General features: G+C 69.4%; 20 protein-coding genes. 7 read left to right on the top strand and 13 right to left on the bottom strand.

Annotated features, from left to right (window positions below):
• Nucleotides 1-1053: 1053 nt before the first annotated feature.
• The 8 genes from IPJ17_04370 to IPJ17_04335 all read right to left on the bottom strand — a co-directional run bounded on the left by IPJ17_04370 (nucleotide 1054) and on the right by IPJ17_04335 (nucleotide 9703).
• Nucleotides 1054-2289, bottom strand: a complete 1236-nt coding sequence (locus tag IPJ17_04370; protein ID QQR74830.1) for a hypothetical protein — start codon at nucleotides 2287-2289, stop codon at nucleotides 1054-1056.
• Between the two features lie 332 nt (nucleotides 2290-2621).
• Nucleotides 2622-3077, bottom strand: coding sequence for an SUF system NifU family Fe-S cluster assembly protein (locus tag IPJ17_04365; GenBank protein QQR74829.1), 456 nt, complete (start codon nucleotides 3075-3077; stop codon nucleotides 2622-2624).
• Between the two features lie 29 nt (nucleotides 3078-3106).
• Nucleotides 3107-4369, bottom strand: coding sequence for a cysteine desulfurase (locus IPJ17_04360; GenBank protein ID QQR74828.1), 1263 nt, complete (start codon nucleotides 4367-4369; stop codon nucleotides 3107-3109).
• The gene (sufD, locus tag IPJ17_04355; protein ID QQR74827.1) at nucleotides 4366-5709 is read right to left on the bottom strand and encodes a Fe-S cluster assembly protein SufD; all 1344 of its coding nucleotides are present in this window, start codon (nucleotides 5707-5709) and stop codon (nucleotides 4366-4368) included. The genes IPJ17_04360 and sufD overlap by 4 nt, the downstream gene beginning before the upstream one ends.
• 11 nt (nucleotides 5710-5720) lie before the next feature.
• Nucleotides 5721-6494, bottom strand: coding sequence for a Fe-S cluster assembly ATPase SufC (gene sufC, locus IPJ17_04350; protein QQR76083.1), 774 nt, complete (start codon nucleotides 6492-6494; stop codon nucleotides 5721-5723).
• Nucleotides 6495-6531: 37 nt separating this feature from the next.
• Entirely contained in the window at nucleotides 6532-7983 is a 1452-nt protein-coding gene (sufB, locus tag IPJ17_04345; protein ID QQR74826.1) for a Fe-S cluster assembly protein SufB, read from the bottom strand.
• A complete protein-coding gene (locus IPJ17_04340; protein ID QQR74825.1) occupies nucleotides 7980-8468 on the bottom strand; it encodes an SUF system Fe-S cluster assembly regulator in 489 nt (162 codons plus the stop codon). The genes sufB and IPJ17_04340 overlap by 4 nt, the downstream gene beginning before the upstream one ends.
• A gap of 140 nt (nucleotides 8469-8608) precedes the next feature.
• Nucleotides 8609-9703, bottom strand: a complete 1095-nt coding sequence (locus IPJ17_04335; GenBank protein ID QQR74824.1) for an AI-2E family transporter — start codon at nucleotides 9701-9703, stop codon at nucleotides 8609-8611.
• 248 nt (nucleotides 9704-9951) lie between these two features.
• Between IPJ17_04335 and IPJ17_04330 the strand changes: the two genes are divergently transcribed.
• Together IPJ17_04330 and IPJ17_04325 are read left to right on the top strand one after the other, a co-directional pair.
• Entirely contained in the window at nucleotides 9952-10251 is a 300-nt protein-coding gene (locus tag IPJ17_04330; GenBank protein ID QQR74823.1) for a hypothetical protein, read from the top strand.
• Between the two features lie 88 nt (nucleotides 10252-10339).
• Nucleotides 10340-10954 (top strand): DUF2238 domain-containing protein, encoded by a 615-nt coding sequence (locus IPJ17_04325; GenBank protein ID QQR74822.1) that lies wholly within the window; start codon nucleotides 10340-10342, stop codon nucleotides 10952-10954.
• A gap of 88 nt (nucleotides 10955-11042) precedes the next feature.
• Here the strand turns inward: IPJ17_04325 and IPJ17_04320 are convergent, their stop codons facing one another.
• Complete coding sequence (locus IPJ17_04320) at nucleotides 11043-11600, bottom strand: PaaI family thioesterase (protein QQR74821.1); 558 nt, start codon at nucleotides 11598-11600, stop codon at nucleotides 11043-11045.
• Nucleotides 11601-11740: 140 nt separating this feature from the next.
• Here IPJ17_04320 and IPJ17_04315 point away from each other — a divergent pair, with 140 nt between their 5' ends.
• Complete coding sequence (locus IPJ17_04315; protein ID QQR74820.1) at nucleotides 11741-13582, top strand: phosphoenolpyruvate carboxykinase (GTP); 1842 nt, start codon at nucleotides 11741-11743, stop codon at nucleotides 13580-13582.
• Here the strand turns inward: IPJ17_04315 and IPJ17_04310 are convergent.
• Complete coding sequence (locus IPJ17_04310; protein QQR74819.1) at nucleotides 13524-14234, bottom strand: methyltransferase domain-containing protein; 711 nt, start codon at nucleotides 14232-14234, stop codon at nucleotides 13524-13526. The genes IPJ17_04315 and IPJ17_04310 overlap by 59 nt on opposite strands.
• Before the next feature lie 44 nt (nucleotides 14235-14278).
• On the opposite strand from IPJ17_04310, the gene IPJ17_04305 reads away from it, so the two are divergent.
• From IPJ17_04305 to IPJ17_04295, 3 genes are read left to right on the top strand one after another with little or no spacing between them, the layout of a single operon-like run.
• Nucleotides 14279-16084 (top strand): glycosyltransferase family 39 protein, encoded by a 1806-nt coding sequence (locus IPJ17_04305; GenBank protein QQR74818.1) that lies wholly within the window; start codon nucleotides 14279-14281, stop codon nucleotides 16082-16084.
• Nucleotides 16085-16097: 13 nt separating this feature from the next.
• The gene (locus IPJ17_04300) at nucleotides 16098-16847 is read left to right on the top strand and encodes a glycosyltransferase family 2 protein (GenBank protein ID QQR74817.1); all 750 of its coding nucleotides are present in this window, start codon (nucleotides 16098-16100) and stop codon (nucleotides 16845-16847) included.
• A complete protein-coding gene (locus tag IPJ17_04295; protein ID QQR74816.1) occupies nucleotides 16844-17752 on the top strand; it encodes a ChbG/HpnK family deacetylase in 909 nt (302 codons plus the stop codon). The genes IPJ17_04300 and IPJ17_04295 overlap by 4 nt, the downstream gene beginning before the upstream one ends.
• Here the strand turns inward: IPJ17_04295 and IPJ17_04290 are convergent.
• Together IPJ17_04290 and IPJ17_04285 are read right to left on the bottom strand one after the other, a co-directional pair.
• Nucleotides 17715-20873, bottom strand: a complete 3159-nt coding sequence (locus tag IPJ17_04290; GenBank protein ID QQR74815.1) for a nucleotidyltransferase domain-containing protein — start codon at nucleotides 20871-20873, stop codon at nucleotides 17715-17717. The two genes, IPJ17_04295 and IPJ17_04290, sit on opposite strands and share 38 nt — an antisense overlap.
• A gap of 204 nt (nucleotides 20874-21077) precedes the next feature.
• Nucleotides 21078-22364: a Glu/Leu/Phe/Val dehydrogenase gene (locus IPJ17_04285; protein ID QQR74814.1), complete on the bottom strand. Its 1287-nt coding sequence runs from the start codon at nucleotides 22362-22364 to the stop codon at nucleotides 21078-21080.
• A gap of 200 nt (nucleotides 22365-22564) precedes the next feature.
• Between IPJ17_04285 and IPJ17_04280 the strand changes: the two genes are divergently transcribed.
• Nucleotides 22565-24196, top strand: a complete 1632-nt coding sequence (locus IPJ17_04280) for a short-chain dehydrogenase (GenBank protein QQR74813.1) — start codon at nucleotides 22565-22567, stop codon at nucleotides 24194-24196.
• On the opposite strand, the gene IPJ17_04275 is transcribed toward IPJ17_04280, so the two are convergent.
• Nucleotides 24186-25025: a sensor domain-containing diguanylate cyclase gene (locus IPJ17_04275; protein ID QQR74812.1), complete on the bottom strand. Its 840-nt coding sequence runs from the start codon at nucleotides 25023-25025 to the stop codon at nucleotides 24186-24188. The two genes, IPJ17_04280 and IPJ17_04275, sit on opposite strands and share 11 nt — an antisense overlap.
• Nucleotides 25026-25175 lie beyond the last annotated feature (150 nt).

The following is a 25175-nucleotide window of genomic DNA, read 5'->3' as shown; positions in this document are numbered from 1 at the left end:
ACGCATCAGCAACAATACGAGTTCCGCTGGTCGCGACATCCTCTAACCATAGTGACTCCAGCGGTCCTCCTAGCCGCTTCCAAGATAGGCCCTGATCCGTGCTCCTGGATGCCCCACCATGCTCGCCGACGGCGTAGAGTGCGCCTTGGAGCATTAGGACATCACGAAGCCCAGTGTCACCGAACCCCACCGGTTGCGGGCTCGTCCAAGCTGTGCACCGTGGGAACCCACTCCGCGGCGAAGGGCTTACTGTGGCATCGTCTAGTCTCACTCCGTACCCAGCCGCTCCAAAGGAACACTCTGCAACGAAGCGGTAGTACCCTGGCGGGTAGTACCTGGTGCCGCCGATTCGCAACCAACCACTGCCTCCATCTAGCCTCTCCGAGGCGAGCGGAGTGATGGGCAGCACTTGGGCCGTGCACTGCTGGTCTACGAACCGCTGAAGGCCCAATTGGCAGGGGCCCCAGCCATTCGCCGGGATGCCGTTCTTGAGCGGCCTAAACTGCGCTCCGACATCCCAGTTTTCGCTTGAGGTGATCGCAAAGCAAGGGCTCGCGACTTTCACGTGGTACGGGTCGCTCGGTTCCCCTTCAAGGAGCTGCAGTGCGCCCTGTGTTCCGAGGCCGTCCGTCCCGTTCCAGGACTTCTCGGCTCCTGCGAGGAGCGTCCAGGAACTGACCTCCGCAGGTGAAGCGAACCCGCAGGATGGAACAACGTTGCCAGGTGTAGTTCGGCAGTCGCCCCGCGCGGCACCGGCACCGACGAGGAGGAGAATCGCCAGGGGTAAGAGGCGGGCGCACCCCCACCGGTCGCGGTGTCTTCTCACTGCATGCCCCGTTGCTACCGCTTGTCCTGGCCTTCGTTGCCCCTCGTCGTGCTTCATCATCGAACCACCTCGCCCTGAATTGCCAATGCCGCCCCATTGCTCCCGCCGGCGATGCAATTGCCACCTGCTCCCAACTCAGCCTGCTGCTGACTACCATCGCGTCTTGGAACACACATCTACCGACTTCTCGCAGACCGCCGCTGAGTCCGCCTGCGTGCGCGTCTCGCTCATTGAGACGAACGCTTTCGGAACAGCAGCCAGAAGAGCGCCCCGACCGCGAAGAGCCCAATGCAAAGCGGAGCCGCTTTCCATGGGTCGATCGCCGAAAGCGTTCGCTGATCCGCCAGGTAGGCGCGCAAGTCTGTGAACACAGAGAAGACAGTCAAGCTGGCGAGGCCGAGAACTGCGATCTGGAGGCGCTGGGCTGAATCAGAGGAACGCTCTGTTTCCAGGCCCTCGACCCCGGCCAAAAGCGACTGCTCCGCACTCCGGTAGCTCTCGAGGACGCTCTCCGTCTCAGCCAGCTTCCTCTGCATCCGGCAGTAGGCGGCCTGCGACTCATCTAGATAGTGCTCGAACCTCTCCATTCGAAGCAAGAGTACTCGGTGGAGATTGATGACGTTCCGAACTGCCGCTGGCTGGAGGCCAAACCTCTCCTTGTACGTCAAGGCCATCAGGATCTTCGCGAATGCCGTGCAGCCAGTCGAAGCGATCGCCTGTTTGCCATTGACGACCCAGTCCACGTCGAGGAGCCCGTCGACTCCGTTTCGCGACCTGGCCGACGTGACATGCCACACATAGCAGGCGCGACCCGGGAACACCTCGCTGCCTCGATATTCGAGCGGCTCCGCTTCCAGCCCTGTGGCGGCGGCGATCTCAGCGGCAAGATCCCGCGCTTCATCGATCACGAAGAGATGAAGGTTGTAGAGCAGGCCGTCGAACGGAGAAGCCCCTAACGACCATACCGTGAACTCCGAGTACCCCCTGAGAAAGGTGGGGGTACCGAAGGAGAAGTCCGCCGCCCGGCGCAAGACAGCGTGATCGCAGAGGAAGTCAACCAGCCCCTTGGCGATTGGAAACTGTTCGGTCAGCCACTCGTTGATCTCGTCGCCGACATCCTCGAACCGCTTGGCCGAATCCTGGTCCGTCACTTCACAGCGGACCTGAATGAGCAGAAGCCCACTCGCGTGCACTTGGAGCGTCAAGGCACGGAGCTGCCATGGGGTGACCTTCGCGAGGCTGGACCCAAGGACATCGAGCGCGCCTTTGTCGAGGTCAAGGACTAGGCGGTCCGGGAACCTCAGATCGTCCCACTGCGACCCGACGGTCAGCCTTGCGGCCCCGGCTCGCGCGAAGCCGCCCGTGACCGCCGGGAGGGAGATGGTCCCGAGGGCGGGGGGAAGATCGAACCGGAGTATTCGCGTTCCAAGGACCCAGACGAGACTCTCCACGAACTCGATCATCGGACTCCCTTCAGAAGGCGAACCATCGTGTTTCGTCGAGCTTCTCCTCAGCCACAAAGCGCCCGGCTATCGGCAGGCAAGGCCTACGCTTCTTCTGGTTCTCCGAGTTGCACTTGTCCGCCGAGCCTTATGCGCCGCGGACCGGGTCAACCTCCGCGCATCTCTCTAGCTGGCTGCCTTCAAGGCCTGCAACTGAGCGGGTGCCTCTCGGCGTCGCAGTACATGCATAATACTACCGACGGTCGAGATCACCGAGGGAACCGGCTTGGGCTGCGGGTCGAGATTGTGTTCGAGAGAGCTTCCCGCGGCGGTCGCCCCGAACCGACGTGGTACTACTCGGTGGTGACGGCCGGCGCCCCACCTTCGAGGGCCGACTTCAAGGTGTGCCAGGCGAGAGTCGCGCACTTGACGCGCATCGGGAACTCGCGGACGCCGGAGAGGGCGGCGAGCTTGCCGAGCGCCGGGTCGAACGCCGCCTTCTCGTCCGGCGGGCCGGTGAGCAGGTCGTGGAAGCGGTGGAAGAGGGCCTCGGCTTCGGCGACCGTGTGGCCCTTGATCGCCTCGGTCATCAACGAGGCCGAGGCGGTCGAGATGGCGCAGCCGCTCCCTTCGAAACCGACGTCGACGACGCGATCGCCGTCGAGCCGCAGGGCAACGCGCACCTTGTCGCCGCAGAGCGGGTTCGCGCCGTCGGCCTGGTGATCGGCCCCGGCCGGCAGGCCGAAGTTCCGCGGCCGGCGGTAGTGGTCGAGGATGACTTCCTGGTAAAGGTCGGCGAGCCCGTCCATGGCTTGACGATATCCCGTTGCCGGCTGTTTCAGAGGGGGAAGAAGCGCCGCACCTTGGCGAGGCCGGCGGCGAGCGCGGCGACCTCGTCGAGGGTGTTGTAGAGCGCGAAGGAGGCGCGGACGGTGGCCGGCACGCCGAAGCGGTCCATCACCGGCTGGGCGCAGTGATGGCCGGCGCGCACGGCGATCCCTTCGCGGTCCAGGATCGTTCCGACGTCGTGGGGATGAGCGCCCTCGACGACGAAGGAGAGGACGCCGGCCTTGTCCGGAGCGGTACCGACGAGGCGGATCCCCGGCACGGCCGCCACCGCGTCCGTGGCCGCCGCGAGTAGCCTGTCCTCCCAGGCCGCGATCGCCGGCCGACCGACTTTTTCGATCAGCTCGAGCGCCGCGGCGAGGCCGACCGCCTCGGCCACCGCCGGGGTGCCCGCCTCGAAGCGCGACGGTGGCGCGTCGAACACCGTCTTCTCGAAGCTGACCGAGCGGATCATGCCGCCACCCGACTGATAGGGCGGCATCGACTCGAGCAGCTCCTGGCGTCCGTAGAGCACGCCGATTCCGGTCGGGCCGTAGGTCTTGTGGCCGGAGAAGACGTAGAAGTCGCAACCGAGCTCCTGCACGTCGACGGGCAGGTGCGGTGCCCCCTGGGCGCCGTCGACCAGCACCGGCACGCCGCGGGCATGAGCGAGGGCGACCATCTCGCGTACCGGGTTCACCGTGCCGAGGGCGTTCGAGACGTGGGCGAGCGCGGCGATGCGCGTCCGGTCGGAGAGGAGCCGTTCGAATTCTTCGAGGATCACCACCCCGCGGTCGTCGATCGGTGCGACGACCAGCCGGGCTCCCGCCTGTTGGCAGGCGATCTGCCAGGGGACGAGGTTCGAGTGATGCTCGAGCGCGGTGATCAGGACCTCGTCGCCAGCGCCGAGTCGCCCCCGCAGATAGGACGACGCGACGAGGTTCACCCCCTCGGTGGCACCGCGGACGAAGACCACTTCGGAGAGCTTCGCCGCACCGAGGAAGCGGCGGGCCGTCTCCCGCGCCCGTTCGTACGAGGCGGTCGCCTGGGCGGAGAGCAGGTGGACCCCGCGGTGGATCGCCGCGTACTCGTGGGCATAGAAGCGGGCGAGCCGATCGATGACGGCGCGCGGCTTCTGCGCCGTGGCGGCGCTGTCGAAGTAGACCAGCGGCTTGCCGTACGGACGCTCGGCAAGCACCGGGAACTCGGCGCGCCAGCGCTCGACGTCGAACGCGCCCGTCTCCGTCATCGCTCGCTCCGCCGCCTCGGCGCTCATGTGGCGTCCCGCACCACTTCGCCGTGGGGAATCCAGGAGAGGAGCGATTCGCGCAGGGCCTGGCGCACCGACTCGACGCGAATCCGCTCGACGATGTCCGAGGCGAAGGCGTAGGTCAGGATACTGCGCGCCGCCTCCTCGCCGATGCCGCGCGAACGCAGGTAGAAGACCGCGTCGGCATCGAGCTGGCCCACCGTCGAGCCGTGGGTGCAGCGGACGTCGTCGGCGAAGATCTCGAGCTGCGGATTCGTGTTGACCAACGCCTCCTTCGACAGCAGGAGGTTGCGGTTGGTCTGTTTGGCGTCGGTCTTCTGCGCGTGGGGATGCACGAAGATGCGGCCGTTGAAAACGGCACGCGCCTTCTCGTTGAGGATCCCCTTGTAGAGCTCGTGACTCGCGCAATGCGGCTTGGCGTGATCGACCCGCATGTGGGTGTCGGCGAGCTGCCGCCCGCGGACCATGTAGAGGCCGTTGAGATTCGCCTCCCCGCCTTCGCCGTCGAGCAGCGCCCGCACGTCGTGGCGGACGAGCGCTCCGCCGAGCGAGATCGAGTGCGAGGAGACACGGCTGTCCCGTCCGGTGGCCAGGGCGAAGGTCGCCAGGTGGAACGCCTCCAACCCCTCCCGCTGCACCTTGTAGTGGTCGATCGCCGCCGCGGGGCCGGCGACGAGCTCGGTGACGGCGCAGGTCAGGTAGTTATCTCCCGGCCGGCCGACGTAGGTCTCGACCACCGTCGCCGCGCTCCGTTCCCCGGCGAGGACGAGCACGCGCGGGAAGGCGGCCGTCGGGACACCCTCCTCGTTGGCGCCGAGGAAGAGCAGGTGCACGGGCGGGTCGAGCGCCACGGCACGAGGCAGGACGAGCACCGCTCCGTCCTCGAAGAGCGCCGTGTTCAGGGCGACGAACGGGTTGTCGACGACGTCGGCCCGGCTGCCGAGCGCCTGGGCGACCTCGCTGCGCCCCGCGGCGAGCTGGGCGGCGAGCGAGCCGAGAAGCACGCCGTCCGGGACGCCGGCGAGGCGCGAAAGCGACGGTGCGAGGCGACCGCCGACGAAGACGAGCTCGATCGCCCCGGGGATGCGATGCGGCGCGAGCAGCGCTTCGGCGTCGGCCGGGACGGTCCCGGCGGCGCGCCGGAAGACGGTCCGGGCGAGCGGCGCGACGTTGGTGAACCGCCACTCCTCGAGCTTCGTCGTGGGGTAGCCGACTTCGGCGAAACGGGCCGCGGCGAGCTGGCGGCGGCGGGCGACGGCCTCCGGCTCACGGCCGGCAGCGGCCAGCCGCACCGCCTCGAAGTCGGTCGAGAACGGGGGGGCGACAGGGGTGCTGGTGACGGTCATCGCGTCTCCGCTCAGCCGACGGACGGGGCGACGACCGCCGAGGCCTCGTCCTCGAGCCAGGCGTAGCCCTTCTCCTCGAGCTCGTGGGCCAGCTCCTTGCCGCCGGAGCGCACGATGCGCCCGTCGATCAGCACGTGCACGACGTCGGGAACGATGTAGTTGAGCAACCGCTGGTAGTGCGTGATGACCAGGAACGACCGGTTGCCGGCACGCAGGCTGTTGACTCCGTCGGCGACGATCCGCAGGGCGTCGATGTCGAGCCCCGAGTCGGTCTCGTCGAGCACGCAGAGGCTCGGCTCGAGGACGGCCATGTGGAAGATCTCGTTCCGCTTCTTCTCGCCGCCCGAGAAGCCCTCGTTGACCGGCCGCTGCAGCAGGCTCTCGTCGAGGCCGACCAGCCTGACCTTCTGCCGCACCAGGGCGAGGAAGTCCATCGCGTCGTACTCGGGCAGGCCCCGGTGCTTCCGCACCGCGTTGACCGCCGCCTTGAGGAAGTAGGTGTTGGAGACGCCGGGGATCTCGACGGGGTACTGGAAGGCCATGAAGACGCCCTCCCGCGCCCGTTCCTCCGGGGCCATGGCGAGCAGGTCCTTGCCGTCGAGCAGGACCTCCCCGTCGGTGACCTCGTAAGCCTCCCGCCCGGCGAGCACCGAGGCGAGCGTCGACTTGCCGGAACCGTTCGGCCCCATGATGGCGTGCACCTCGCCCGGCTTCACGGCGAGATCGAGTCCGTGGAGGATCTCGCGGCCCTCCACGTTGGCGTGCAGATTGCGGATTTCGAGCATGTTCACAGGGGTTCCTCGATCTGGATGACGGGCGGCGTCAGCCGACGCTGCCCTCGAGCGACACGGAGAGGAGCTTCTGGGCTTCGACGGCGAACTCCATCGGGAGCTCGCGGAAGACCTCTTTGCAGAAGCCGTTGACGATCATCGAGACGGCGTCCTCGGTCTCGATGCCGCGCTGATTGCAGTAGAAGAGCTGGTCCTCGCCGATCTTCGAGGTCGAGGCCTCGTGCTCCATCTGGGCGGTGGGGTTCTGCACGTCGATGTAGGGGAAGGTGTGGGCCCCGCACTCCGAGCCGATCAGCATCGAATCGCACTGGGAGAAGTTGCGGGCGTTGTCGGCACCGGGGAGGATCTTGACCGCCCCGCGATAGGTGTTCTGGCCGTGGCCGGCCGAGATGCCCTTCGAGACGATCGTCGAGCGGGTGTTCTTGCCGATGTGGATCATCTTCGTCCCGGTGTCGGCCTGCTGGCGGTTGTTGGTCACCGCCACGGAGTAGAACTCGCCGATCGAGTCGTCCCCCTTGAGTATCACCGAGGGGTACTTCCAGGTGATCGACGATCCGGTCTCGACCTGGGTCCAGGAGATCTTCGACCCTCGACCCTCGCACTTGCCGCGCTTGGTGACGAAGTTGTAGATCCCGCCCTTGCCGTCCTTGTCGCCGGGGTACCAGTTCTGGACGGTCGAGTACTTGATGGCGGCGTGGTCGAGGGCGACAAGCTCGACGACGGCGGCGTGCAGCTGGTTTTCGTCGCGCATCGGCGCCGTGCACCCCTCGAGGTAGGAGACGTGGGCCCCCTCCTCGGCGACGATCAGCGTGCGCTCGAACTGCCCGGTGTTCTTGGCGTTGATGCGGAAGTAGGTCGACAGCTCCATCGGGCAGCGCACCCCCTTCGGCACGAAGACGAACGAGCCGTCGGAGAAGACCGCCGAGTTGAGCGTGGCGAAGAAGTTGTCGCTGTAGGGCACGACCGAGCCGAGGTACTTGCGGACCAGCTCCGGGTGCTCGCGGATCGCCTCGGACATCGAGCAGAAGATGATGCCGAGGTCCTTGAGCTTCCCCTTGAAGGTGGTCGCCACCGAGACCGAGTCGAAGACGGCGTCGACGGCCACCCCGGCGAGCGCCGCCCGCTCGTGGAGCGGGATGCCCAGCTTCTCGTAGGTGCGCAACAGCTCCGGATCGACCTCGTCGAGGCTCTTCGGTCCGTCCTTCATCGACCTCGGGGCGGAGTAGTAGACGATGGACTGGTAGTCGATCGGGGGCCACTTGACGTTCGCCCAGCGCGGCTCGACGAGCGTCAGCCAGTGGCGGTAGGCCTTGAGCCGCCACTCCAGCATCCACTCCGGCTCCTGTTTGAGCGCCGAGATGCGGGCGACGATCTCCTCGGAGAGGCCGGCAGGAAGCGCGTCCTGCTCGATCTCGGTGACGAAGCCGTATTTGTACTCGCGGTTGGCGAGCTGCTCGATGGTCTCGTTGTCGGTGGTCGTCATGCCCTCTCCTTGACTGCTTTCGTCGCCGCTGCGGGCGCTCGTCGGGCGACTCGCGCCGCACGCAGCTGGATCAGCCGCGGCGGCGGTGCGCTGAGATCGGCCAGCGTGATCCCGGCGAGTGCCTGCCGCACCGCCTGGTTGATCCGCTGCCAGTGGCCGCGCACGGCGCAGTAGGCCTCGCGATCGCACTCGCCCGGACTGCCATCGACGCAGACGGTCAGCGCCACCGGACCTTCGAGCGCCTGCAGAATCTCGGCGGCCGCGATGTCGCGCGGCGCCCGCGCCAGGCCGTAGCCGCCGCGGATCCCACGGTGCGACGTCAGCAGCCCGTTGCGGGCGAGGATCTTGAGGATCTTGCTGACCATCGGCGCCGGCAGCCGCGTCTCGGCGGCGAGGTCGGGTGCGTTGGCCACGCGCTCGGGATCCTCGGCGAGGCGGCTGAGCAAGATGAAGCCGTAATCGGTCTGCTTGGTCATCCGGATCATCGACGGATCTCTCGGGCGTCCATGGAGGCGACGGGTCGCGCACTAAACAGTACGGCCTCGGTACTGTTTCGGATGGATGATAGCAGCCGCCTTCGCGCTGTCAACCGCGCGGGCGGGCCGACTCCGGGCGTGGCCGGCGGTCAGGCGGGGTTGGAAGGCGTGCGCGCCCCCGCAGGGTGCGAGCGGGCGGCGCGACGCGGCTCGGGCGACGGCTCGCCGCTGTCGAGCAGGCAGGCGAGCCAGTGCAGCTCCGCGTCGCCGTCGGCGACGATCTTGATGGTCAGCGTCAAGGGAACCGAGAGCAGCATGCCGGCACCGCCCCACAGCCAGCCCCAGAAGACCAGCGAGAGGAAGACGGCCAGCGTGGAGAGCCCGAGGCGGCGGCCGAGCAACAGCGGCTCGGCGACGCTGCCCAGGACGACGCCCACGACCAGGTAGCCGAGCCCGACCAGCATGGCGTGCGCCGGATCGTGCTGGACGAAGGCGATGAGCATCGCCGGAAGAGCGGCGAGCAGGGCGCCGACGTTCGGAATGAAGTGGCAGGCGAAGGCCAGCAGGCCGAGCAGCACGGCGAAGTCGAGCCCCATCCATGCCACCCAGAGACCGACGGTGAGTCCGAGGACGGCGCTCATCAGCGTCTTGATCCCGAGGTAGCGCTGCAGCTCGCCGGCGACGCGCGTCATCCGGTCGATGCGCGGGTGCTCGCCGAAGGCGCGCACCAGGCGTGCGCGGAAGCCGTCCGCCTCGAGGAGGATGAAGATCATCGTCAGCAGCACCAGGGTCCCCGACGAGAGGAAGCCGGCGACCTGTCGCAGGGTGCGCGACGCCATGTCGACCACCGCCTTCGGATCCACCCAGCGCTCGGGCAGCCAGGTGTCGACGACGACGCCCTTGGCGCTCCACCAGTCGAGGGTGTAGGCGAGGCGGCTGCGGATCTCCGCCAGGTAGCGCGGCCCCACCTCCATGAGCTCGGAGAGCGAGCCGAGGAGGAGGACGAAGAAGCCGGTGAGCAGTCCGAAGGCGGCGGCGAGCGCCGCCAGAACCGCCAGCGAGAGCGGCAAACCGCGGCGCTCCAGGGCGCGGACGAGCGGTAGCGCGAGCACCGCGAAGAACCAGGCGAGGACGATCGGCACCAGCAGCGCCTCGGCGGCGCGCATCGCAGCGAGCACGACCAGCACGGCGGCAACGCCGAGCAGAGTGCTCGAAAGGCCCCGGATCTCGCGGCTTTCAGCCATCGCGCGGCAGTGTAGCACCGGCTCGAACGGCGCTTCGTCGCCCCTCTCGACACCGCCGAAGCGACTGCGATATCTCGCGCGCGCGTTCTACCCTCTTGTAATCCGAAAGAAAATGTTGACAATAGGCACAACACTTCGACCCAAGGCCTCGGGCAAGCGCACATCGCGTGCGAGCTAGCAGGGCTACAGGGAGAAGCGGAGGGAACAACGGCTCGCCCAATGAAGGGCGGACCCAAAGGAGAGAACGGATGGCGACGAAGAAGAAGAGCCCCAGCAAGAAGGCCGCGAAGAAGCCGGCGAAGAAGGCTGCCAAGAAGCCGGCGAAGAAGGCCGCGAAGAAGCCGGCGAAGAAGGCTGCGAAGAAGGCTGCCAAGAAGCCCGCCAAGAAGGCGGCGAAGAAGGCTGCCAAGAAGCCCGCCAAGAAGGCTGCGAAGAAGGCTGCGAAGAAGCCCGCCAAGAAGGCCGCCAAGAAGCCGGCCAAGAAGGCGGCTCGCAAGCCGAAGGCGGCTCCCCCGGCGGCTCCTGCGCCCGCCCCGGCGATGGGCTGAGGATCTTTCTTTCTCCCTCGCCTCGAGGGACCATCCCGGCTCCGGCGTCCTGCCGGGCCGGGATTTTTCATTCTGAGCGGAGGCAACGATGACCGGTCGACGAGAACAGCTCGCCCTTCTCGCTGCGGTGGCGGCGGTGCTCCTCTGGTCGGGTATCCGGCCACACGATCGACTCACCTGGTGGCTCGAGGTGACGCCGGTGCTGCTCGTCGTGCCGCTCCTGCTCGCCACCGCCCGGCGCTTCCCGCTCACGCGGCTGCTCACCTGGCTGATCGCCGTTCACGCGGTGATCCTCATGGTCGGTGGCCACTACACCTACGCCCTGGTCCCGGCCGGCGCCTGGGTGAGCGAGCTGCTCGGTCTGGCACGAAACCACTACGACCGGCTCGGCCACTTCGTCCAGGGGTTCGTTCCGGCGATCGCGGCGCGCGAGGTGCTCCTGCGGCGCACGCCGCTACGCGTCGGGGGCTGGCTCTTCCTGCTGGTGACCAGCGTCTGCCTGGCGGTCTCGGCGCTCTACGAGCTCGTGGAATGGTGGGCCGCGCTTGCCGGGGGCGAGGAGGCGTCCGCCTTCCTCGGCACCCAGGGGGACGTCTGGGACACGCAGTGGGACATGTTCCTCTGCCTCTGCGGCGCGCTCGTCGCGCAGCTCGTGCTCGCCCGGATCCACGACCGTCAGCTCGCCCGCCTCGCGGCAAGCTGACCGCACCCGCCGTTCGTCGCGCCCCACGGGGCGACGAGCGCCAACTCGGCCCGGGCATGCGTCACGAACCGATCTGCACCACCCCGAGCTAGCGGCGCAGGAAGGCGTCGGGGTCGAGCCCCTGGGCGCGCGCGGCGCGTTCGAGCAGGTCGCGGAAGCGCAGCGGGTCGATGTCGACGAAGAGACCTTCGGACTCGGCAAAGAGCGTTCCGTCCGCGCCGACGAGCCGACCGCGCGCCTCCATCTTGCGTCGCTCGCTGCCGACGACCCACGCCTCCAACCGAGCATCGGTGCCGAGCGGCAACATGCGACGGAAGTCGGTCACCAGCCGGACGGCGACGGCGATCCGTCCTTCGAGCCACACCGCCGCGCCCATGCCTTCGTCGAGGACGGCAGCGATCGAACCGCCGTGTGCGTGTCCCGGCGGACCCTCGGCTCCCGGCCCGAACCAGGCGCGCCCGACGAGCCGCGGCGATTCCGCCCGTTCGAAGTAGGCGACGCGCAGGCGATCGCCCGGGGTGTCGCTCGAGACGAAGGTGCCGCGCCCCGCCTCCAGGCGAAACGGCTTGAAGGGCACCCAACCCGGCTCGGCGACGACCGGCGGCGGACCGAGCGGGCGCATCGCATCGCGTCCGGCTGCTTCCATGATTCGACTCCTCCCCGGCGCGTCGAGGACGCACCGCGACAAGCGTAGGGCGCGACGCGACGCCTCGCAACCCGCCAGGCCGCTGCGTGTCGGCCGGTCGACTGCCCCATAGAATGCGCCGAGCTCCCGAGGAGGTGTCGATGGACCCGCACTCCGCCGCCCCCACCCGAAATGCCCGGCTTCTGGCCTGGGTCGACGAGATCCGCGCGCTCTGCCAGCCCGCTGCCGTCCACTGGTGCGATGGCTCCGAAGCCGAGCGCGATGCGCTCTGCGCCGCCATGGTCGAGTCCGGGACCTTCATCCGCCTCAACCCGGAGAAGCGCCCGGGCAGCTTCCTCTGTCGCTCCGATCCGCGCGACGTGGCGCGCGTCGAACACCGCACCTTCATCGCCTGGAAGCACCGCGAAGACGCCGGCCCGACCAACAACTGGATGGACCCACGCGAGCTGCGTCAGACGCTCCACGGGCTCGCCGCCGGCTGCATGCGCGGCCGAACGATGTATGTCGTGCCCTTCTCCATGGGGCCGATCGGCTCGCCGATCTCCCACCTCGGCGTGCAACTGACCGACTCGCCCTACGTCGTCGTCAGCATGCGGATCATGACCCGGATGGGCCGGCTCGCCCTCGAGGCGCTCGGCGAAGAGGGCGAGTTCGTCCCCTGCTTCCATTCCGTCGGTCGCCCGCTCGCTGCGGGAGAGGTCGACGTCGCGTGGCCGTGCAATCCGGAGAACACCTGGATCGCCCACTTCCCCGAGGAGCGCCTGATCTGGTCGTTTGGCAGCGGCTACGGCGGCAACGCACTCCTCGGCAAGAAGTGCTTCGCCCTGCGCATCGCCTCGGTGCTGGCGCGCGACGAGGGGTGGCTCGCCGAGCACATGCTGATCGTCGGGGTCGAGTCGCCGCGGGGAGACAAGACGTACGTTGCCGCAGCCTTCCCCAGCGCCTGCGGCAAGACGAACTTCGCCATGATGATCCCGCCGGCCGGCTTCGACGGCTGGAAGGTCTGGACAGTCGGCGACGACATCGCCTGGATCAAGCCGGGGCCCGACGGCCGGCTGTGGGCGATCAACCCCGAGAACGGCTTCTTCGGCGTCGCCCCCGGGACCAACGGGCGCTCGAACCCCAACGCCATGGCGACACTCTCGGCCAACTGCATCTTCACCAACGTGGCGCTGACCGACGACGGCGACGTCTGGTGGGAGGGGATGACCGAGGAGAAGCCGGCACACCTGATCGACTGGCGCGGGCGCGACTGGACGCCGGCGTCGCCGGAGCCGGCAGCGCACCCGAACTCGCGCTTCACGGCGCCGGCCGCGCAGTGCCCTTCGATCGACCCGGCCTGGGAGGATCCGCGGGGCGTGCCGATCGGCGCCTTCATCTTCGGCGGCCGGCAGAGCCGCGACATGCCCCTCGTCTACCAGGCGTTCAACTGGGGGCACGGCGTCTACATCGCCGCCACGATGGGCTCGGAGGCCACGGCGGCGGCCGAAGGCCAGGCCGCCGTGCGTCGCGACCCGATGGCCATGCTGCCCTTCTGCGGCTACAACATGGCCGACTACTTCGCCCACTGGCTCTACCTGCGGCGCAAGCTCAACGACCCGCCCCGCATCTTCAAGGTCAACTGGTTCCGTCGCGACGCCGACGGCAAATTCCTCTGGCCGGGCTTCGGCGAGAACATGCGGGTGCTCAAGTGGATCGTCGACCGCGTCGACGGCCGCGGCAAGGGCGTCGAAAGTCCGCTCGGCTGGATGCCGCGCTTCGAGGACCTGCAGTGGGAAGGGCTCGACTTCCCCCGCGAGCGGTTCAACGAGCTGATGGCGGTCAAGCGCGAGGCGCACGCCGCCGATGCCCGCTCGCACGAGGAGCTGCTCGATCGCTTCTACGACCGCCTGCCGAAGGAGTTCGTCTACGAGCGGCAGCTGCTCAAGTACCGGGTCTGGCGCTCGCAGGAGGTGTGGGAGCACTGGAAGGAGCGCGGCTGAGGGCCGGCAGCTCGGCGCGCCGGGCGAGGTAGAGCAGGTGGGCGTGCGGATACCCGCGCCCGAGCGGGTGCGTCTCGATCCGCTCGAAGCCGGCGTTCGCCAGCAGCTCGCCCATCCGCTCGGGGATCTCGTAGGTGAAGGCGTCGCCGAGCGTCAGCCCCACAAGGTCGACCAACCGCTCCTGGAGGCGGTTCCAGGCGCCCTTCACCCGAGCGCGCGGGTCGATCTCCTTGAGCAGCAGAACGCCCCCGGGGCGAAGTCGATCGTGCGCCGTCGCGAGCAACGCCGGCCAGGCCTCGGCGGGCAGCCGGTAGAGCACGTCGAGGATCGACACAGCGTCGAACGTCCCACCGATCGCCTCGGCGTAGCCGGCGACCGCCTGCAGGCCCGGGCGGTGGACCGGGGGGAAGTGCTTGCGGCGGTCCGGTTCGAGCGCCACCGCGCGGCGCGCTCCGGCAGCGAGCGCGAGGTGTGCGAAGATCCCGTGCCCGGCTCCCAGATCGAGCAGCGTGGCCTCCGGCGGCAGAAACTCGAGCACGCGCCGCAGTGGACAGGTCAGGTAGCGCACGAGCACATGGAGTCGCGTGCCGCGCGGTGAGGCACCGAAGGCACGCGAGAGAGTCCGCCAACCGGTCCAGAAGCCGAGACGCATCACCCAGCGTTCATATGTCCTCGCCGGAACTCGCGTCAACCGCGATGCCGCCGACCCGCCGGTCGACCCTCACCCTTCCCAGGGTCTGGCTCGCTGCGGCCGCGGTCGTCGCCATCCGCGTGGCGAGCGCTCCGCACACCTTGTGGGAGCACGACGAGGGGCTCTTCGTCCTCGCGGTCGAGCGCTTCGCTCCGCTCCTCCACCACCCTCATCCTCCGGGGTACCCACTCTTCATCGGCCTCGGCAAGCTCCTCTCTCCGTTCGCCGGCGACCCGTTCCGCGCCCTCGTGGTGTTGGCCGTCTTGGCGACGGCGATCGGCTTCGTCGCGCTCGTCGATGCCTTCCGGCGGCTCGCCGGCTCGTTCGGCGCCGCGGGCGACCGTCTGGCGCTCGCCGCCGCGCTGCTCTTCCACCTCTCGCCGGCGATGCTCGTCCAGGGACCGCTGCCGATCTCCGACGCTCCGGCGCTGGCCTTCCTCTCGCTCGCGCTCGCCGCGGCGGCGCACCTCGGCGAGCGTCCGTCGCTCGCCGCCACCGCGAGCCTCGGTGCCGCCGCCGCCGCCGCGGTCGGTTGCCGCCCGCAGCTCGTCGTGCCGGTGGTCCCACTGCTCCTGCTCGCCTGGACGCCGCGGCTCGGATGGCGACGCACGCTCGCCACCGTCGGCGCCTTCGCGGCCGTCGCGCTCGCCTGGTTCGTGCCGCTGGCCGTCGCGACCGGCGGGCTCGGCGGGCTGATCGACTACGAGCTCGGTCACGCCGGCAGGATCGCCGAGCATCAGCTCGCCGACTGGCGCGCCGCGTGGCCCGCGACCCGTCTCGCGGCCCGCTTCGTCGCTCACGGCTGGGGGCGCGCCGCGACCGCGCTGCCGCTACTCTCGCTCGCCGCCGTCGGCGCCTGGACGCTCGTGCAGCGACGGGTTTGCTCCGCCCTGCCGCTCGCCGGCCTGGCCCTCGGTCAGCTCGCCTTCTGCCTCGCCGCGATGGAGCCGGCCGACGGCGTGCGCTATGCCCTGCCGGTCACGCTCGGTGTCGCCTTCGCCGCGACTGCCGGGGCCTTTGCGCTCGCCAGCGCGCTCGCCCTTCCGCGGCTCGCTCCGCTGCCGCTCGCCATCGTCGCCGGCTTCGGCGCCGCCTACGTCTGGCCGCTGCTCGCCGAGCGCGTGACGACTCCGTCGCCGCCCGCCGCCGCCGCCGCGTGGATCCGTGACGAGCTGCCGCGCGACACCGCGGTGCTGGTCGCCAAGACGCTCCTGCCGCACGCCGCGGTGCTGCTCGCCGATCGCGAGCGGCGGTCGCTCGAGGCGACTCCCGAGATGTTCGCCGGCGAGACGCGCCGCACCGTCGTCATGCTCACCGAAGGCGCCAGCAGCTGGCCGGGAGCCCGGCTCTTCGCCTGGCCGCCGAGCGATGCCTACGGCAAGCTGACCCGCGCGCAGTACCGCGAGGTTTCCGTCACGTCGCTACCCGCGGAACGGCGCTTCGCGGCGTTGCGCGGCGTCCACCCGTACGAACCGAACGGCCCGGACGGCTGGTGGTGGCTCGCCGACGACTGCGCGCTACGCCTCTATCCGGACGGACACCGGCGCGTCCGGCTGACGCTGCGCGAGCCGCCGATCGTGCCGTTCGCCGCCAACGGCATCCGCCTCTTCGTCGACGGCGCACCCGCCGCCACCGTCTCCGTGCCGCGGGGAGAGCGGCGCGAGGTCGAGCTCGAGCTCCCGGCGGACGCGGCCAGCGTGGAGATCGGTCTGCGCGCCGAGATCGGACTCGTGCCGGCCGACTCGGGCCTCAATCCACGCGACCACCGGCGCGTCGCCGTGCAGCTGCTCGGCCTCGAAATGCTACGCTGACGTCCCGTCGGCCATGAACGAACGCCCCACCGTCTCCCTCGTCGTACCGATGTTCAACGAGCAGGAGAACATCGAGCACGCCCTCGACTGCGGCATCGAGTCCCTGGCGCGCTATGCCCGGGACTGGGAGGTGATCGTCGTCGACGACGCCTCGACGGACGGTTCGGCGGCGCTCGTCGAGCGGCTGTCCGCCGCCGAGCCGCGCATCCGCCTCCTGCGGCACGAACGGAATCAGAAGCTCGGCGGCACCCTGCGCACCGGCTTCGCTGCCTGCCGCCACGAGGTCGTCCTCTACATGGACGCCGACCTGCCGTTCGACCCGGACGTGCTCGGCCCGGCGCTTCGCGCCCTGGCGGTGACGCGCGCCGACCTCATCGCCGGCTACCGGCTCGACCGGACGACCGAGGGCCTGCTGCGCACGATCTACTCGTACTGCTACAACACGCTGATCGGCTTCCTCTTCGGCTGGCCCCACCGCGACATCAACTTCTCCTTCAAGCTGCTACGGCGCGAGGTGCTCGACGCCGTCGAGCTGCGCTCGGAAGGGTCGCTGATCGACGCCGAGCTGATCGTCAAGGCGCGCAATCTCGGTTTCGTCATCCAGCAGATCGGTCTGGACTACTTCCCGCGGGTGCGCGGCACCTCGACGCTGTCGTCGCCCGGGGTGATCCTCAAGATCCTGCGCGAGCTCGTCATGCTCTTCCCGGACATGCGCCGGCCCCGCCGCCGAGCTTCCACGCCTCCCGCGACCCCGGCACCGTGAGCTCGGGGCGCGCGCTCGTCGTCACCGCCGACGACGTCGGCCTCCATCCCGGCATGACCGCTGGCGCTCTGGCGGCGCACGACGGCGGCCTGGTGACCGCGTGCAGCCTCTCGGCCTGCGGCGCGGCCTTCGGCGAGGCCGTCGCCGCGCTCGCCTGCCGGCCAGGTCTCGATGTCGGGGTGCATCTCACGCTGGTGGAGGAGCGCCCGCTCTCGCCCGCCGGCGAAGTGCCGACGCTCGTCGACGGCAATGGGCGCTTCCTTCCGGGGTTTCCCATCTTCGTCGCCCGCTACGCGCTCGGCGCCATCGCCTGCGACGAGGTCGAGCGCGAATGGCGACGGCAGATCGCGCGGGTGTTCGACGCCGGGCTCGCGCCGCTGCACCTCAACTCGCACCAGCATCTGCACACCCTGCCGCGGCTCTTCGCGCTCACCGTCCGGCTGGCGCGCGAGCACGGCATCCCGTTCGTGCGCGTTCCTGGGGATCCCGCCGCCTTCCGGAGCCTTCGTCCGCGCGCCCTGGCCGTTCGCGCGCTCGACCGCCTCGGCCGCCGCGCCCGGCGCCGCCTCGACTCCGCCGAGCCCCCCTCCGTTCGGGCCGTCGACCGCACCGTCGGCGTGCTGGTCGCCGGCCAGCTCGACGAGCCGGCGCTCCTCTCGGTTCTCGAGGACGTCGAAGGGACTGCGGAGCTCGTCTGTCACCCCGGTCGCGGCGACGCCGACCTCGCTCACGCCTACGACTGGGGCTACCGCTGGGACGCCGAGACCGCCGCTCTCCGCTCCCCCCGTGCCGCCGCCGCCCTCGCGGCGCGCGGGATCGAGCTGACGCGCTTCTCGCGACTCGCGCCGCTCTCGGGCTCGCCCGTGCCTAGGCCCCCAACGGCAACGGTCGCGCCGCGTCGGTGACGGCGTCGATCTTGGCCGCGTAGCTCTCGCCGCGCGCGATGTCGGCGTCGGTGACGTACTGGACGTCGAGCAGGCCGTCGGTCTTGTAGCCGGTGCGCAGAAAGTTGGTTTCGGCAAGCGCCAGGCTCCAGCCCTCGAGCCACTCCTCGAGAGAACGGCGCTGCTGATCGGTGACACCCGCTTCGAGGTGCACCAGCAGGTCGAGGTCGGAGGCCGGGCCGGCGGTGGCGTTCTTGGTGCTGCCGAACAGATAGAGCGCCCGCACGCCGAAGCGCACCGGATCGAGCGCCGCGGCGAGCCGCTGGGCCATCCGCAACCGCCATCGCCAGTGGTCGTCGGGGCGCCGCTCGGTCGCCTCGGGGACTCCCGGAGCGCCGCGGTCCTCCGGTCCCGCGCTGGGCAGCGAAAGCACGCCGACGGCCTCGTCGAGCTCGGCGTTCATCAGCACCTTGAGGACCAGACCTTCCGCTTCGCGCCGGACGTCGATGACGTGGACGACCGCGGCGAGATGGGCGAACTCGGGCAGCAGGTCGGCCAGCGCGTTGCGCGAACGGCGGAAGAACGCCTCCTGGAAGACCACCTCCGGGTCGTCCGGGTAGAGAGGGAGGTAGCGGATCGACGACTCGACGAGATCCTGGAAGAAGTGCGTCCCGAAGGAGAGGTCGGGCACATACCCCTCCTTCTGGCGCGCGATCTCGATCAGCACGGCGGTGTTGCTGATGTCGGCGTAGGTCACCGGCACCCCCAGCCGGATGTCGCCGCGGCTCCCCCAGCGGCCCGGCCCCATGAGGATGAACTGGCGCTTCGGCAGAACGCGATTGAGTCGGCCGACGCAGTGTCCGACCTCCTTGAGCGCCGTGTGGTCGAGCGCCGCATAGCCCTCCGGGTCGACGTAGACGAGATGGGTGATGTCGCCGACCTGCCCGTTCGAGACGTAGCGGTTGGCCGAGAAGATCACCCGCTCCCGCGGCAGGTCGCGCGGGATCGGCACCGGGCTCGCCCCGCTCGTCGCTCCCTGCGGGCGGCACTGCAGCAGGTAGACGTTCTCGCCGTCGCAGGCGAACTCGATGTCGACCGGGGTCTTCAGGCGCTCGCAGAGCACCTGCAGGAGGGTCCGCATGCGCTGCAGGAACGAGGAGTCGGACAGCAGCCCTTCGAAGGTGACCACCAGCGGGTCCTTGGCGAAGTCGATCAGGCCGCGGATCCGTCGCAGCCGGTCGTGGTCGACGAGCGAGAGGATCTGGCGCGCCATCGGCAGTTGCTCGCCGTACTCGGCGACGAAGGCGCGCGCGTCGATCGACTCGAACTCGCCGGTCTCGAGGTTGACCACGTCGAGCTTGCTCGGGGCGTAGCGCAGCGCCTCCTCAGCCGTCTGGTTGACCCGCAGCCCGGGCTGACCGGGTGCGACCAGCACCGGGTAGTCGTCGGCCAGGCGATCGACGGCGCGCGTCCCGAGACCGGGAACGATGCGCAGCAACCCGTCCTCCCGGCGGATGCGCGCCGACCAGCGGAACTCGTTGTTCGAGAAGCCCACCCCGGCGAAGACCGGCAGCCAGTACGGTCCGATCCGCGTCCCGACCACTTCCTGGATGAGGATCCCCATCTCCTCGTGCATGTCGAGGAAGCCCTTGCGGGCGCGGTACTCGATCGGGTCGGGCGAGAAAACCGAAGCGTAGACCTCGGCGATGGCGTCGCAGAGCGCGGTGAGCCGCTCGCGCTTCGTGCCGACGTTGCCGAGGAAGAGACTCTTGTACTTGCCCGAGAAGGCCGAGCCCAGACGGTCCTCGAGCAGCGAAGAGCTGCGCACGATGATCGGCCGTCCCTCGAGCTCGTCGAGCACCACCGTCAGGCCGCGGATCATCTCGGCGGAGAAGAAGGAGTTCTTGAAGAGCTGGACGAGGTGCGGGTACTCGAGGCGCACCCGGTCGGTCTCGTCGTACTTGCGGTTGTGCACCTCGGCGAGGTCGTTGTGCAGGATGAAGTCCAGCAGGCCGTCGGAGGGGATGAACCAGCTGCGCGGGATCTTGATCTCGCCGAGCACGTCGCGGTACTCGGTGGCGCGCTCGAGGATCTTGGCGGCGAGAAAGAGTCCCGCCGACTTGCCGCCGATCCGTCCGTGGCTCTTCGGCGGGTAGACGACGCGCTGGGCGAGATCGTGGAAGTCGGACACCTGGAGCACCGTCTTGGCGATGTTGACGAACTCGAGCTGGTCGGTGAGGAAGCGACGCACCAGGGCGGCCCGCAGCCCGGTCTGCGTCGCCGCCGAGAGCTCGTGCTCGTCGACACCGCTCTGGCGGAAGCGCTGGAGCGCGTCGACCAGCTCGGCGAGCGGGGTATCGACCCGCTCGACGGCGTGCTTGAGGAAGGTGGTCTTGTCCTCCTTGATCCAGCTCTGGATGCAGTTGAGGATCTCGCCTTCGGGCAGGTGGAGGACGGCGATGCGGAACGCCGCCTCGACCGTCGCCGAGTCGGCGGCAAGCGCGGTCCGGGGCAGCGGCCGGTTCTCGTCGAACGCGTCTTCGTCGGAGATCACCGGGGCCGCCTCGCGCAGCAGCCGCTCGGCCTCCTCGACGCCGCTCCAGCAGAGGTAGTTGATCATCTTGCGCCCGAGCCGACCGAGGAGCGCGCGATCCGTGCGGCGCAGGAACTCGAGGATCACCCACCATTCGGGAGCCGCATTGTCGCCATGGTTGCCCAGGGCGCGCTGCGAGCGGCGCCGCGAGAGCATCGAGGCGAGACGCTCGGCGATCGTCTCGAGCAGCTTCTGCTCCTCGCGCGAGAACGGGTCTTCTCCGGCGCGCCCCGGCGGGCTCGTGTAGTAGACCTCGAGCCAACCCGACATCTCCCCCTGGACCACCACCGGCGCCGCCTGCTTCCACGGGCTCGGCTGGAATCCGTTCGACTCGTAGACGCGGTTGCCCAAGGTGGCGCGCGCCGCGCAGCGGTCCGGATGCTGCCAGCCGGCCGGAATCGCCGCCAGCACCTCGCGCACCACCTCGTCGGTCGGCGCCTCGGAACGGGCGAGCGCCTCGTCGACGCGGTAGAGGCAGTTGAGCTCCTTGGCCCGCTCCTGCAGGTCGTGGAGGATCCGGTCGAGCGGTTCGTCGGTCGGTGGGGTCATGGCGGGTCAGGCCTCATGTCGGGCTCGCCGCGCGACGGAAGCGCTCGCCCTTCGCGGGCGGCGGCGTCGGCCGAGGAGCTCCGGAGGTTGGAGGAACGGGGGGCGGAAGGGGTCAAACAGACCGCCCCCGAGCCCGTGGATCCGGGCCCGGGGGCGGGAAGTCACCGTTCGTTCGTCAGGGACGTCGTTCAACGCCCCTGAAGGTTACACCCAGCCGCGGTCGTGGCAGGCCTGCGCCACGCGGCTGATCGAGATCACGTAGGCGGCGTCGCGCATGTAGAGCTTGCGCTTGGCCGCCAGGTCGGCGACCGCGTTGAAGGCCGAGGTCATCGCCAGGTCGAGCTTGCCCAGCACCTCGTCCTTGTCCCAGTACATGTTCATGTTGCTCTGCACCTGCTCGAAGTAGGAGCAGGTCACGCCGCCGGCGTTGGCCAGGAAGTCCGGAATCATGTAGATCCCGCGCTGGTGAATCACGGCGTCGGCCTCGGGAGTCGTCGGGCCGTTGGCGCCCTCGGCGATCAGCTTGACGGTCGGGGCGATCTTGCCGACGTTGTCGGCACGCACCTGGTTCTCGATCGCCGACGGAATGAGGATCTCGACCGGCTCCTCGATCCACGCGTCACCCGGCAGGACCTCGTAGCCGAGCTCCTTGGCGCGCACCTTGTCGATGCCGCCGAAGCGGTCGGAGATGCCGACCAGCTCGTCGGGATCGACGCCGGCCTTCTTGCGGAAGCTGTAGGAGCACTGATCGCCCTGGTCCCAACAGGAGACACAGGTCACCGTGCCGCCGAGCTGCCGGAACAGCCGCACGGCGTACTGGGCGACGTTGCCGAAGCCCTGGACGCTCGCCCGGCAGCCCTCGGCCTTCATGCCGAGGCGCTTGAGCGCTTCGCGAATCGTGTAGACCACGCCGTAGCCGGTCGCCTCGGTGCGCCCCTGCGAGCCGCCGAGTCCCACCGGCTTGCCGGTGATGAAGCCCGGGTAGTGCCCGCCGTGGATCTTCTCGTACTCGTCCATCATCCAGAGCATGTGCTGGCCGGAGGTCATCACGTCGGGCGCCGGCACGTCCTGGAGCGGGCCGACGTTGCGCGCCAGCTGGCGCACCCAGCCACGGCAGATCTGCTCCTGCTCGCGCTGCGAGAGGTGGTGCGGGTCGCAGATCACGCCGCCCTTGCCGCCGCCGAGCGGGATGTCGACCACGGCGCACTTCCAGGTCATCCAGGTGGCGAGCGCCCGGACGGTGTCGAGGGTCTCTTGCGGATGGAAGCGGATGCCGCCCTTGGACGGACCGCGCGCGTCGTTGTGCTGCACGCGGAAGCCGTGGAAGATCTTCACCCGTCCGTCGTCCATGCGGACCGGGATCGAGAAGCTGTACTCGCGCATCGGCTGACGCAGCAGCTCGCGGGTGGCCTCGTCGAGATCGAGGATCGCCGCCACCTTGTCGAACTGAGCCTGCGCCATCGCGAACGGATTCACGCCCTGGATGGCCATCTAATCTCCTTTCACGATCACCTTGTGGGTTCTCTCGGGGGGAGCCCGAGCCGCCTTGCCCGCGCCGAGCGCGAGGGGGCCCTGGCCTCCACGTGAACATCATCCGCCTTTTCGACACCCTTCGCCTCCTCCCGTTGGGTAGGATCGGGGCGAATCCCAGGGACAGCGGATCGGCCCCGGCCGGTCGGCAAGGAGGGGGCGTGAAGGTCGAGGGACGCAAGGCATTGGTGCTCGGCGGCGCCGGGCTGGTCGGCGTGGCGGTCTGCCGCGAGCTGTTCGCGCGCCATCCGCGCGAGGTGCAGATCCACAGTCTGCGCCGCGAAGAGGTCGAGGAGGCGCTGCGGGAGCTCGAAGGCGAGGCCCCTGCCGGCACCCGCGTGACCGGAACCTGGGGAGACCTGTTCGGACCGGTGGCCGAGACCCCCCGCTGGGAGCGGATCCGGGCGCAGCTCGATCCGCTGGCCGACGCCCAGCTCGGCGAGTTCCTGCTCTACAAGGTCCTCGTCGAAGCCCGCCCCGACCTGGTGATCGACTGTGTCAACACCGCCACCGGCATCGCCTACCGCGACGTCTTCCGCGCCGCCGACGCCATCTCGCGGGAGATCGACGCCGGCGAGCCGAGCCGGGCCGCGGCCGAGGATCTGCTCGAGGCCCTCTACATGCCGCGCCTGATCCGCCACGTCCAGGTGCTCTATCGCGGCATGACCGACGCCGGCGTCGGCGTCTACATCAAGGTCGGCACCAGCGGCACCGGCGGGATGGGGCTGAACATCCCCTACACGCACTCCGAGGAGCGACCGAGTCGCGTGCTCCTCGCCAAGAGCGCCGTCGCCGGGGCGCACTCGATGCTGCTGTTCCTCATGGCGCGCACTCCGGGAGCGCCGATCACCAAGGAGATCAAGCCCGCCGCGGCGATCGCCTGGAAGCGCATCGCCCACGGTCCGGTGGTCCGCCGCGGCGAGACCCTGCGCTGGGTCGAGGCCCGCCCGCGACCGCTCGGCGCGACCTTCTCCACCCACGACCCCGGCGCCGCCCGCCTGCTCGACCGACCGCTCGAGAGCGTCTTCATCGACACCGGCGAGAACGGCATCTTCAGCCTCGAGGAGTTCGCCGCGCTGACCACCGCCGAGCAGATGGAGTTCGTCACCCCCGAGGAGATCGCCCAGTATCTGATCTTCGAGATCGAGGGGCGCTCGACCGGTCACGACATCATCAACGCGCTCGACAATGCCGTCCTGGGGCCGACCTACCGCGCCGGGTTGATGCGCCACTGGGCGCTCGAGCGGATGAACCAGCTCCAGCGCCAGCACGGGACCCACAGCGTCGCCTTCGAGATGCTCGGGCCGCCGCGCCTGTCGAAGCTGCTCTTCGAAGCGCATCTGCTGCGCCTGGCCTTCGGCACGATGACGGCGGTGCGCCAGTCCACCGCCGAGCAGGTGCGCGGCACGCTCGACCGCCTGGTGCGCGACCGTCCCGACGTGGCCAACGAGATCGCCGCCGTGGGCATCCCGCTCCTGCTCGACTCGGGCGAGATCGTGCGCGGGCCGAAGGTGATCGTCCCGGCGGCCGCACAGGAGGAGCCGGTCACCCCCGACCGCGTCGACGCCTGGGCGCACGACGGTTGGGTCGACCTGCGGCTGGCCAACTGCGCCCGCTGGATCGAGCGCTTCGAGGCGATTCTGCGCGAGGTGGAGGCGATTCCCGAGACCGACTCGAGTAGCCGCTACCTCCGGCACCGCCACTTCTGGGACGAGCAGCACGCCATCCAGCCCGGCAAGGTGGCCGGCTGGATCCTCTCGATCGAGGAGCGGGGCGGGCGGATCAAGCGCTAGACGAGGTCCCGCGAACCCGCGCCCGCCGTTCGAGCAGGTGCGTGTCGGCTCGCGACAGCGTCTCGGCGAGGCTCTCGTGCTCGGCTCGGATCGCCCAGCCGAGCGAGATCGTCACCGAGTCGCCCGCGTCGGGCTCGGCGAGGCGCTCGGCAACTTCCTCGGCGGAGGCGGCGCTGGCGTCGCCGAGGAGCACGACGAATTCGTCGCCGCCGTAGCGCACCACGTGGTCCCCGGCGCGCAGCCGGGACTGCAGCCGTTTCGCCACGGCCCGCAACACGCGATCGCCAACGAGGTGGCCTTCCCGGTCGTTGAACGACTTGAAATGGTCGACATCGACCACCACCACGCCCCAGGACTGGGTCGCGTTGTCCCACTGGGCCGCCAGCTCGGCGAGGAAGTGGCGATTGAGGCAGCCGGTGAGGGCGTCGCGCATCGACAGGTCGCGCAGTTGCGTCTCCAGCCGTTTGCGCCGGGTGATGTCGACGAGGATGCCATGGAAGCGCAGGCGACCCTCGTCGTCGCGTACCGCGAAGCAGGTGTCGAGAACGGTTCGCACTTCGCCGTCGGCGCGGCGAATCTCGAGCTCGAACTCCTTGACTTCGCCGAGTCGCTCGAGCTGCTCGATCTCGGCCCGGCGGCGCTCCGGATCGACGACCAGGTCCCCGGCTCGCACGCCCGGTAGCGCCTCCATCGAGGGGACGCCGAGGATCTCCAGCAGACGCGGGTTGGCGTCGAGGATCTCCCCCTCGGCACTGGTGACGTAGATCCCCTCCTTGAGACGGAAGACCAGGTTCCTCAGGGTCGAGGAATCGTCGAGCGGTTTTCGCATCGCCCTCCCCCTCCGCCGCGCCGCGGCGCGTCTTGCCTGGCTGCGGCGCCGCCGGTAGTCTCCGGCCGGTCCGATCGCCCCAGCAGCTCTTCCGGCGCGAGGCCAGCGGGGGTGCAATGCCGCGCCCGACCGCCACCTTCTGCGAGAACC

The organism is Holophagales bacterium, assembly GCA_016699405.1.
Lineage (GTDB): Bacteria > Acidobacteriota > Thermoanaerobaculia > Multivoradales > JAGPDF01 > JAAYLR01.
This window is presented reverse-complemented; position numbering and strand designations above follow the sequence as displayed.

What these genes read in the sequence shown, in the direction of transcription:
- IPJ17_04370 (QQR74830.1), bottom strand. Translation starts at nt 2,289, where the DNA reads ATGATCGAGTTCGTGGAGAGTCTCGTCTGGGTCCTTGGAACGCGAATA.
- IPJ17_04365 (QQR74829.1), bottom strand. Translation starts at nt 3,077, where the DNA reads ATGGACGGGCTCGCCGACCTTTACCAGGAAGTCATCCTCGACCACTAC.
- IPJ17_04360 (QQR74828.1), bottom strand. Translation starts at nt 4,369, where the DNA reads ATGAGCGCCGAGGCGGCGGAGCGAGCGATGACGGAGACGGGCGCGTTC.
- sufD (QQR74827.1), bottom strand. Translation starts at nt 5,709, where the DNA reads ATGACCGTCACCAGCACCCCTGTCGCCCCCCCGTTCTCGACCGACTTC.
- sufC (QQR76083.1), bottom strand. Translation starts at nt 6,494, where the DNA reads ATGCTCGAAATCCGCAATCTGCACGCCAACGTGGAGGGCCGCGAGATC.
- sufB (QQR74826.1), bottom strand. Translation starts at nt 7,983, where the DNA reads ATGACGACCACCGACAACGAGACCATCGAGCAGCTCGCCAACCGCGAG.
- IPJ17_04340 (QQR74825.1), bottom strand. Translation starts at nt 8,468, where the DNA reads ATGATCCGGATGACCAAGCAGACCGATTACGGCTTCATCTTGCTCAGC.
- IPJ17_04335 (QQR74824.1), bottom strand. Translation starts at nt 9,703, where the DNA reads ATGGCTGAAAGCCGCGAGATCCGGGGCCTTTCGAGCACTCTGCTCGGC.
- IPJ17_04330 (QQR74823.1), top strand. Translation starts at nt 9,952, where the DNA reads ATGGCGACGAAGAAGAAGAGCCCCAGCAAGAAGGCCGCGAAGAAGCCG.
- IPJ17_04325 (QQR74822.1), top strand. Translation starts at nt 10,340, where the DNA reads ATGACCGGTCGACGAGAACAGCTCGCCCTTCTCGCTGCGGTGGCGGCG.
- IPJ17_04320 (QQR74821.1), bottom strand. Translation starts at nt 11,600, where the DNA reads ATGGAAGCAGCCGGACGCGATGCGATGCGCCCGCTCGGTCCGCCGCCG.
- IPJ17_04315 (QQR74820.1), top strand. Translation starts at nt 11,741, where the DNA reads ATGGACCCGCACTCCGCCGCCCCCACCCGAAATGCCCGGCTTCTGGCC.
- IPJ17_04310 (QQR74819.1), bottom strand. Translation starts at nt 14,234, where the DNA reads ATGCGTCTCGGCTTCTGGACCGGTTGGCGGACTCTCTCGCGTGCCTTC.
- IPJ17_04305 (QQR74818.1), top strand. Translation starts at nt 14,279, where the DNA reads ATGCCGCCGACCCGCCGGTCGACCCTCACCCTTCCCAGGGTCTGGCTC.
- IPJ17_04300 (QQR74817.1), top strand. Translation starts at nt 16,098, where the DNA reads ATGAACGAACGCCCCACCGTCTCCCTCGTCGTACCGATGTTCAACGAG.
- IPJ17_04290 (QQR74815.1), bottom strand. Translation starts at nt 20,873, where the DNA reads ATGACCCCACCGACCGACGAACCGCTCGACCGGATCCTCCACGACCTG.
- IPJ17_04285 (QQR74814.1), bottom strand. Translation starts at nt 22,364, where the DNA reads ATGGCCATCCAGGGCGTGAATCCGTTCGCGATGGCGCAGGCTCAGTTC.
- IPJ17_04275 (QQR74812.1), bottom strand. Translation starts at nt 25,025, where the DNA reads ATGCGAAAACCGCTCGACGATTCCTCGACCCTGAGGAACCTGGTCTTC.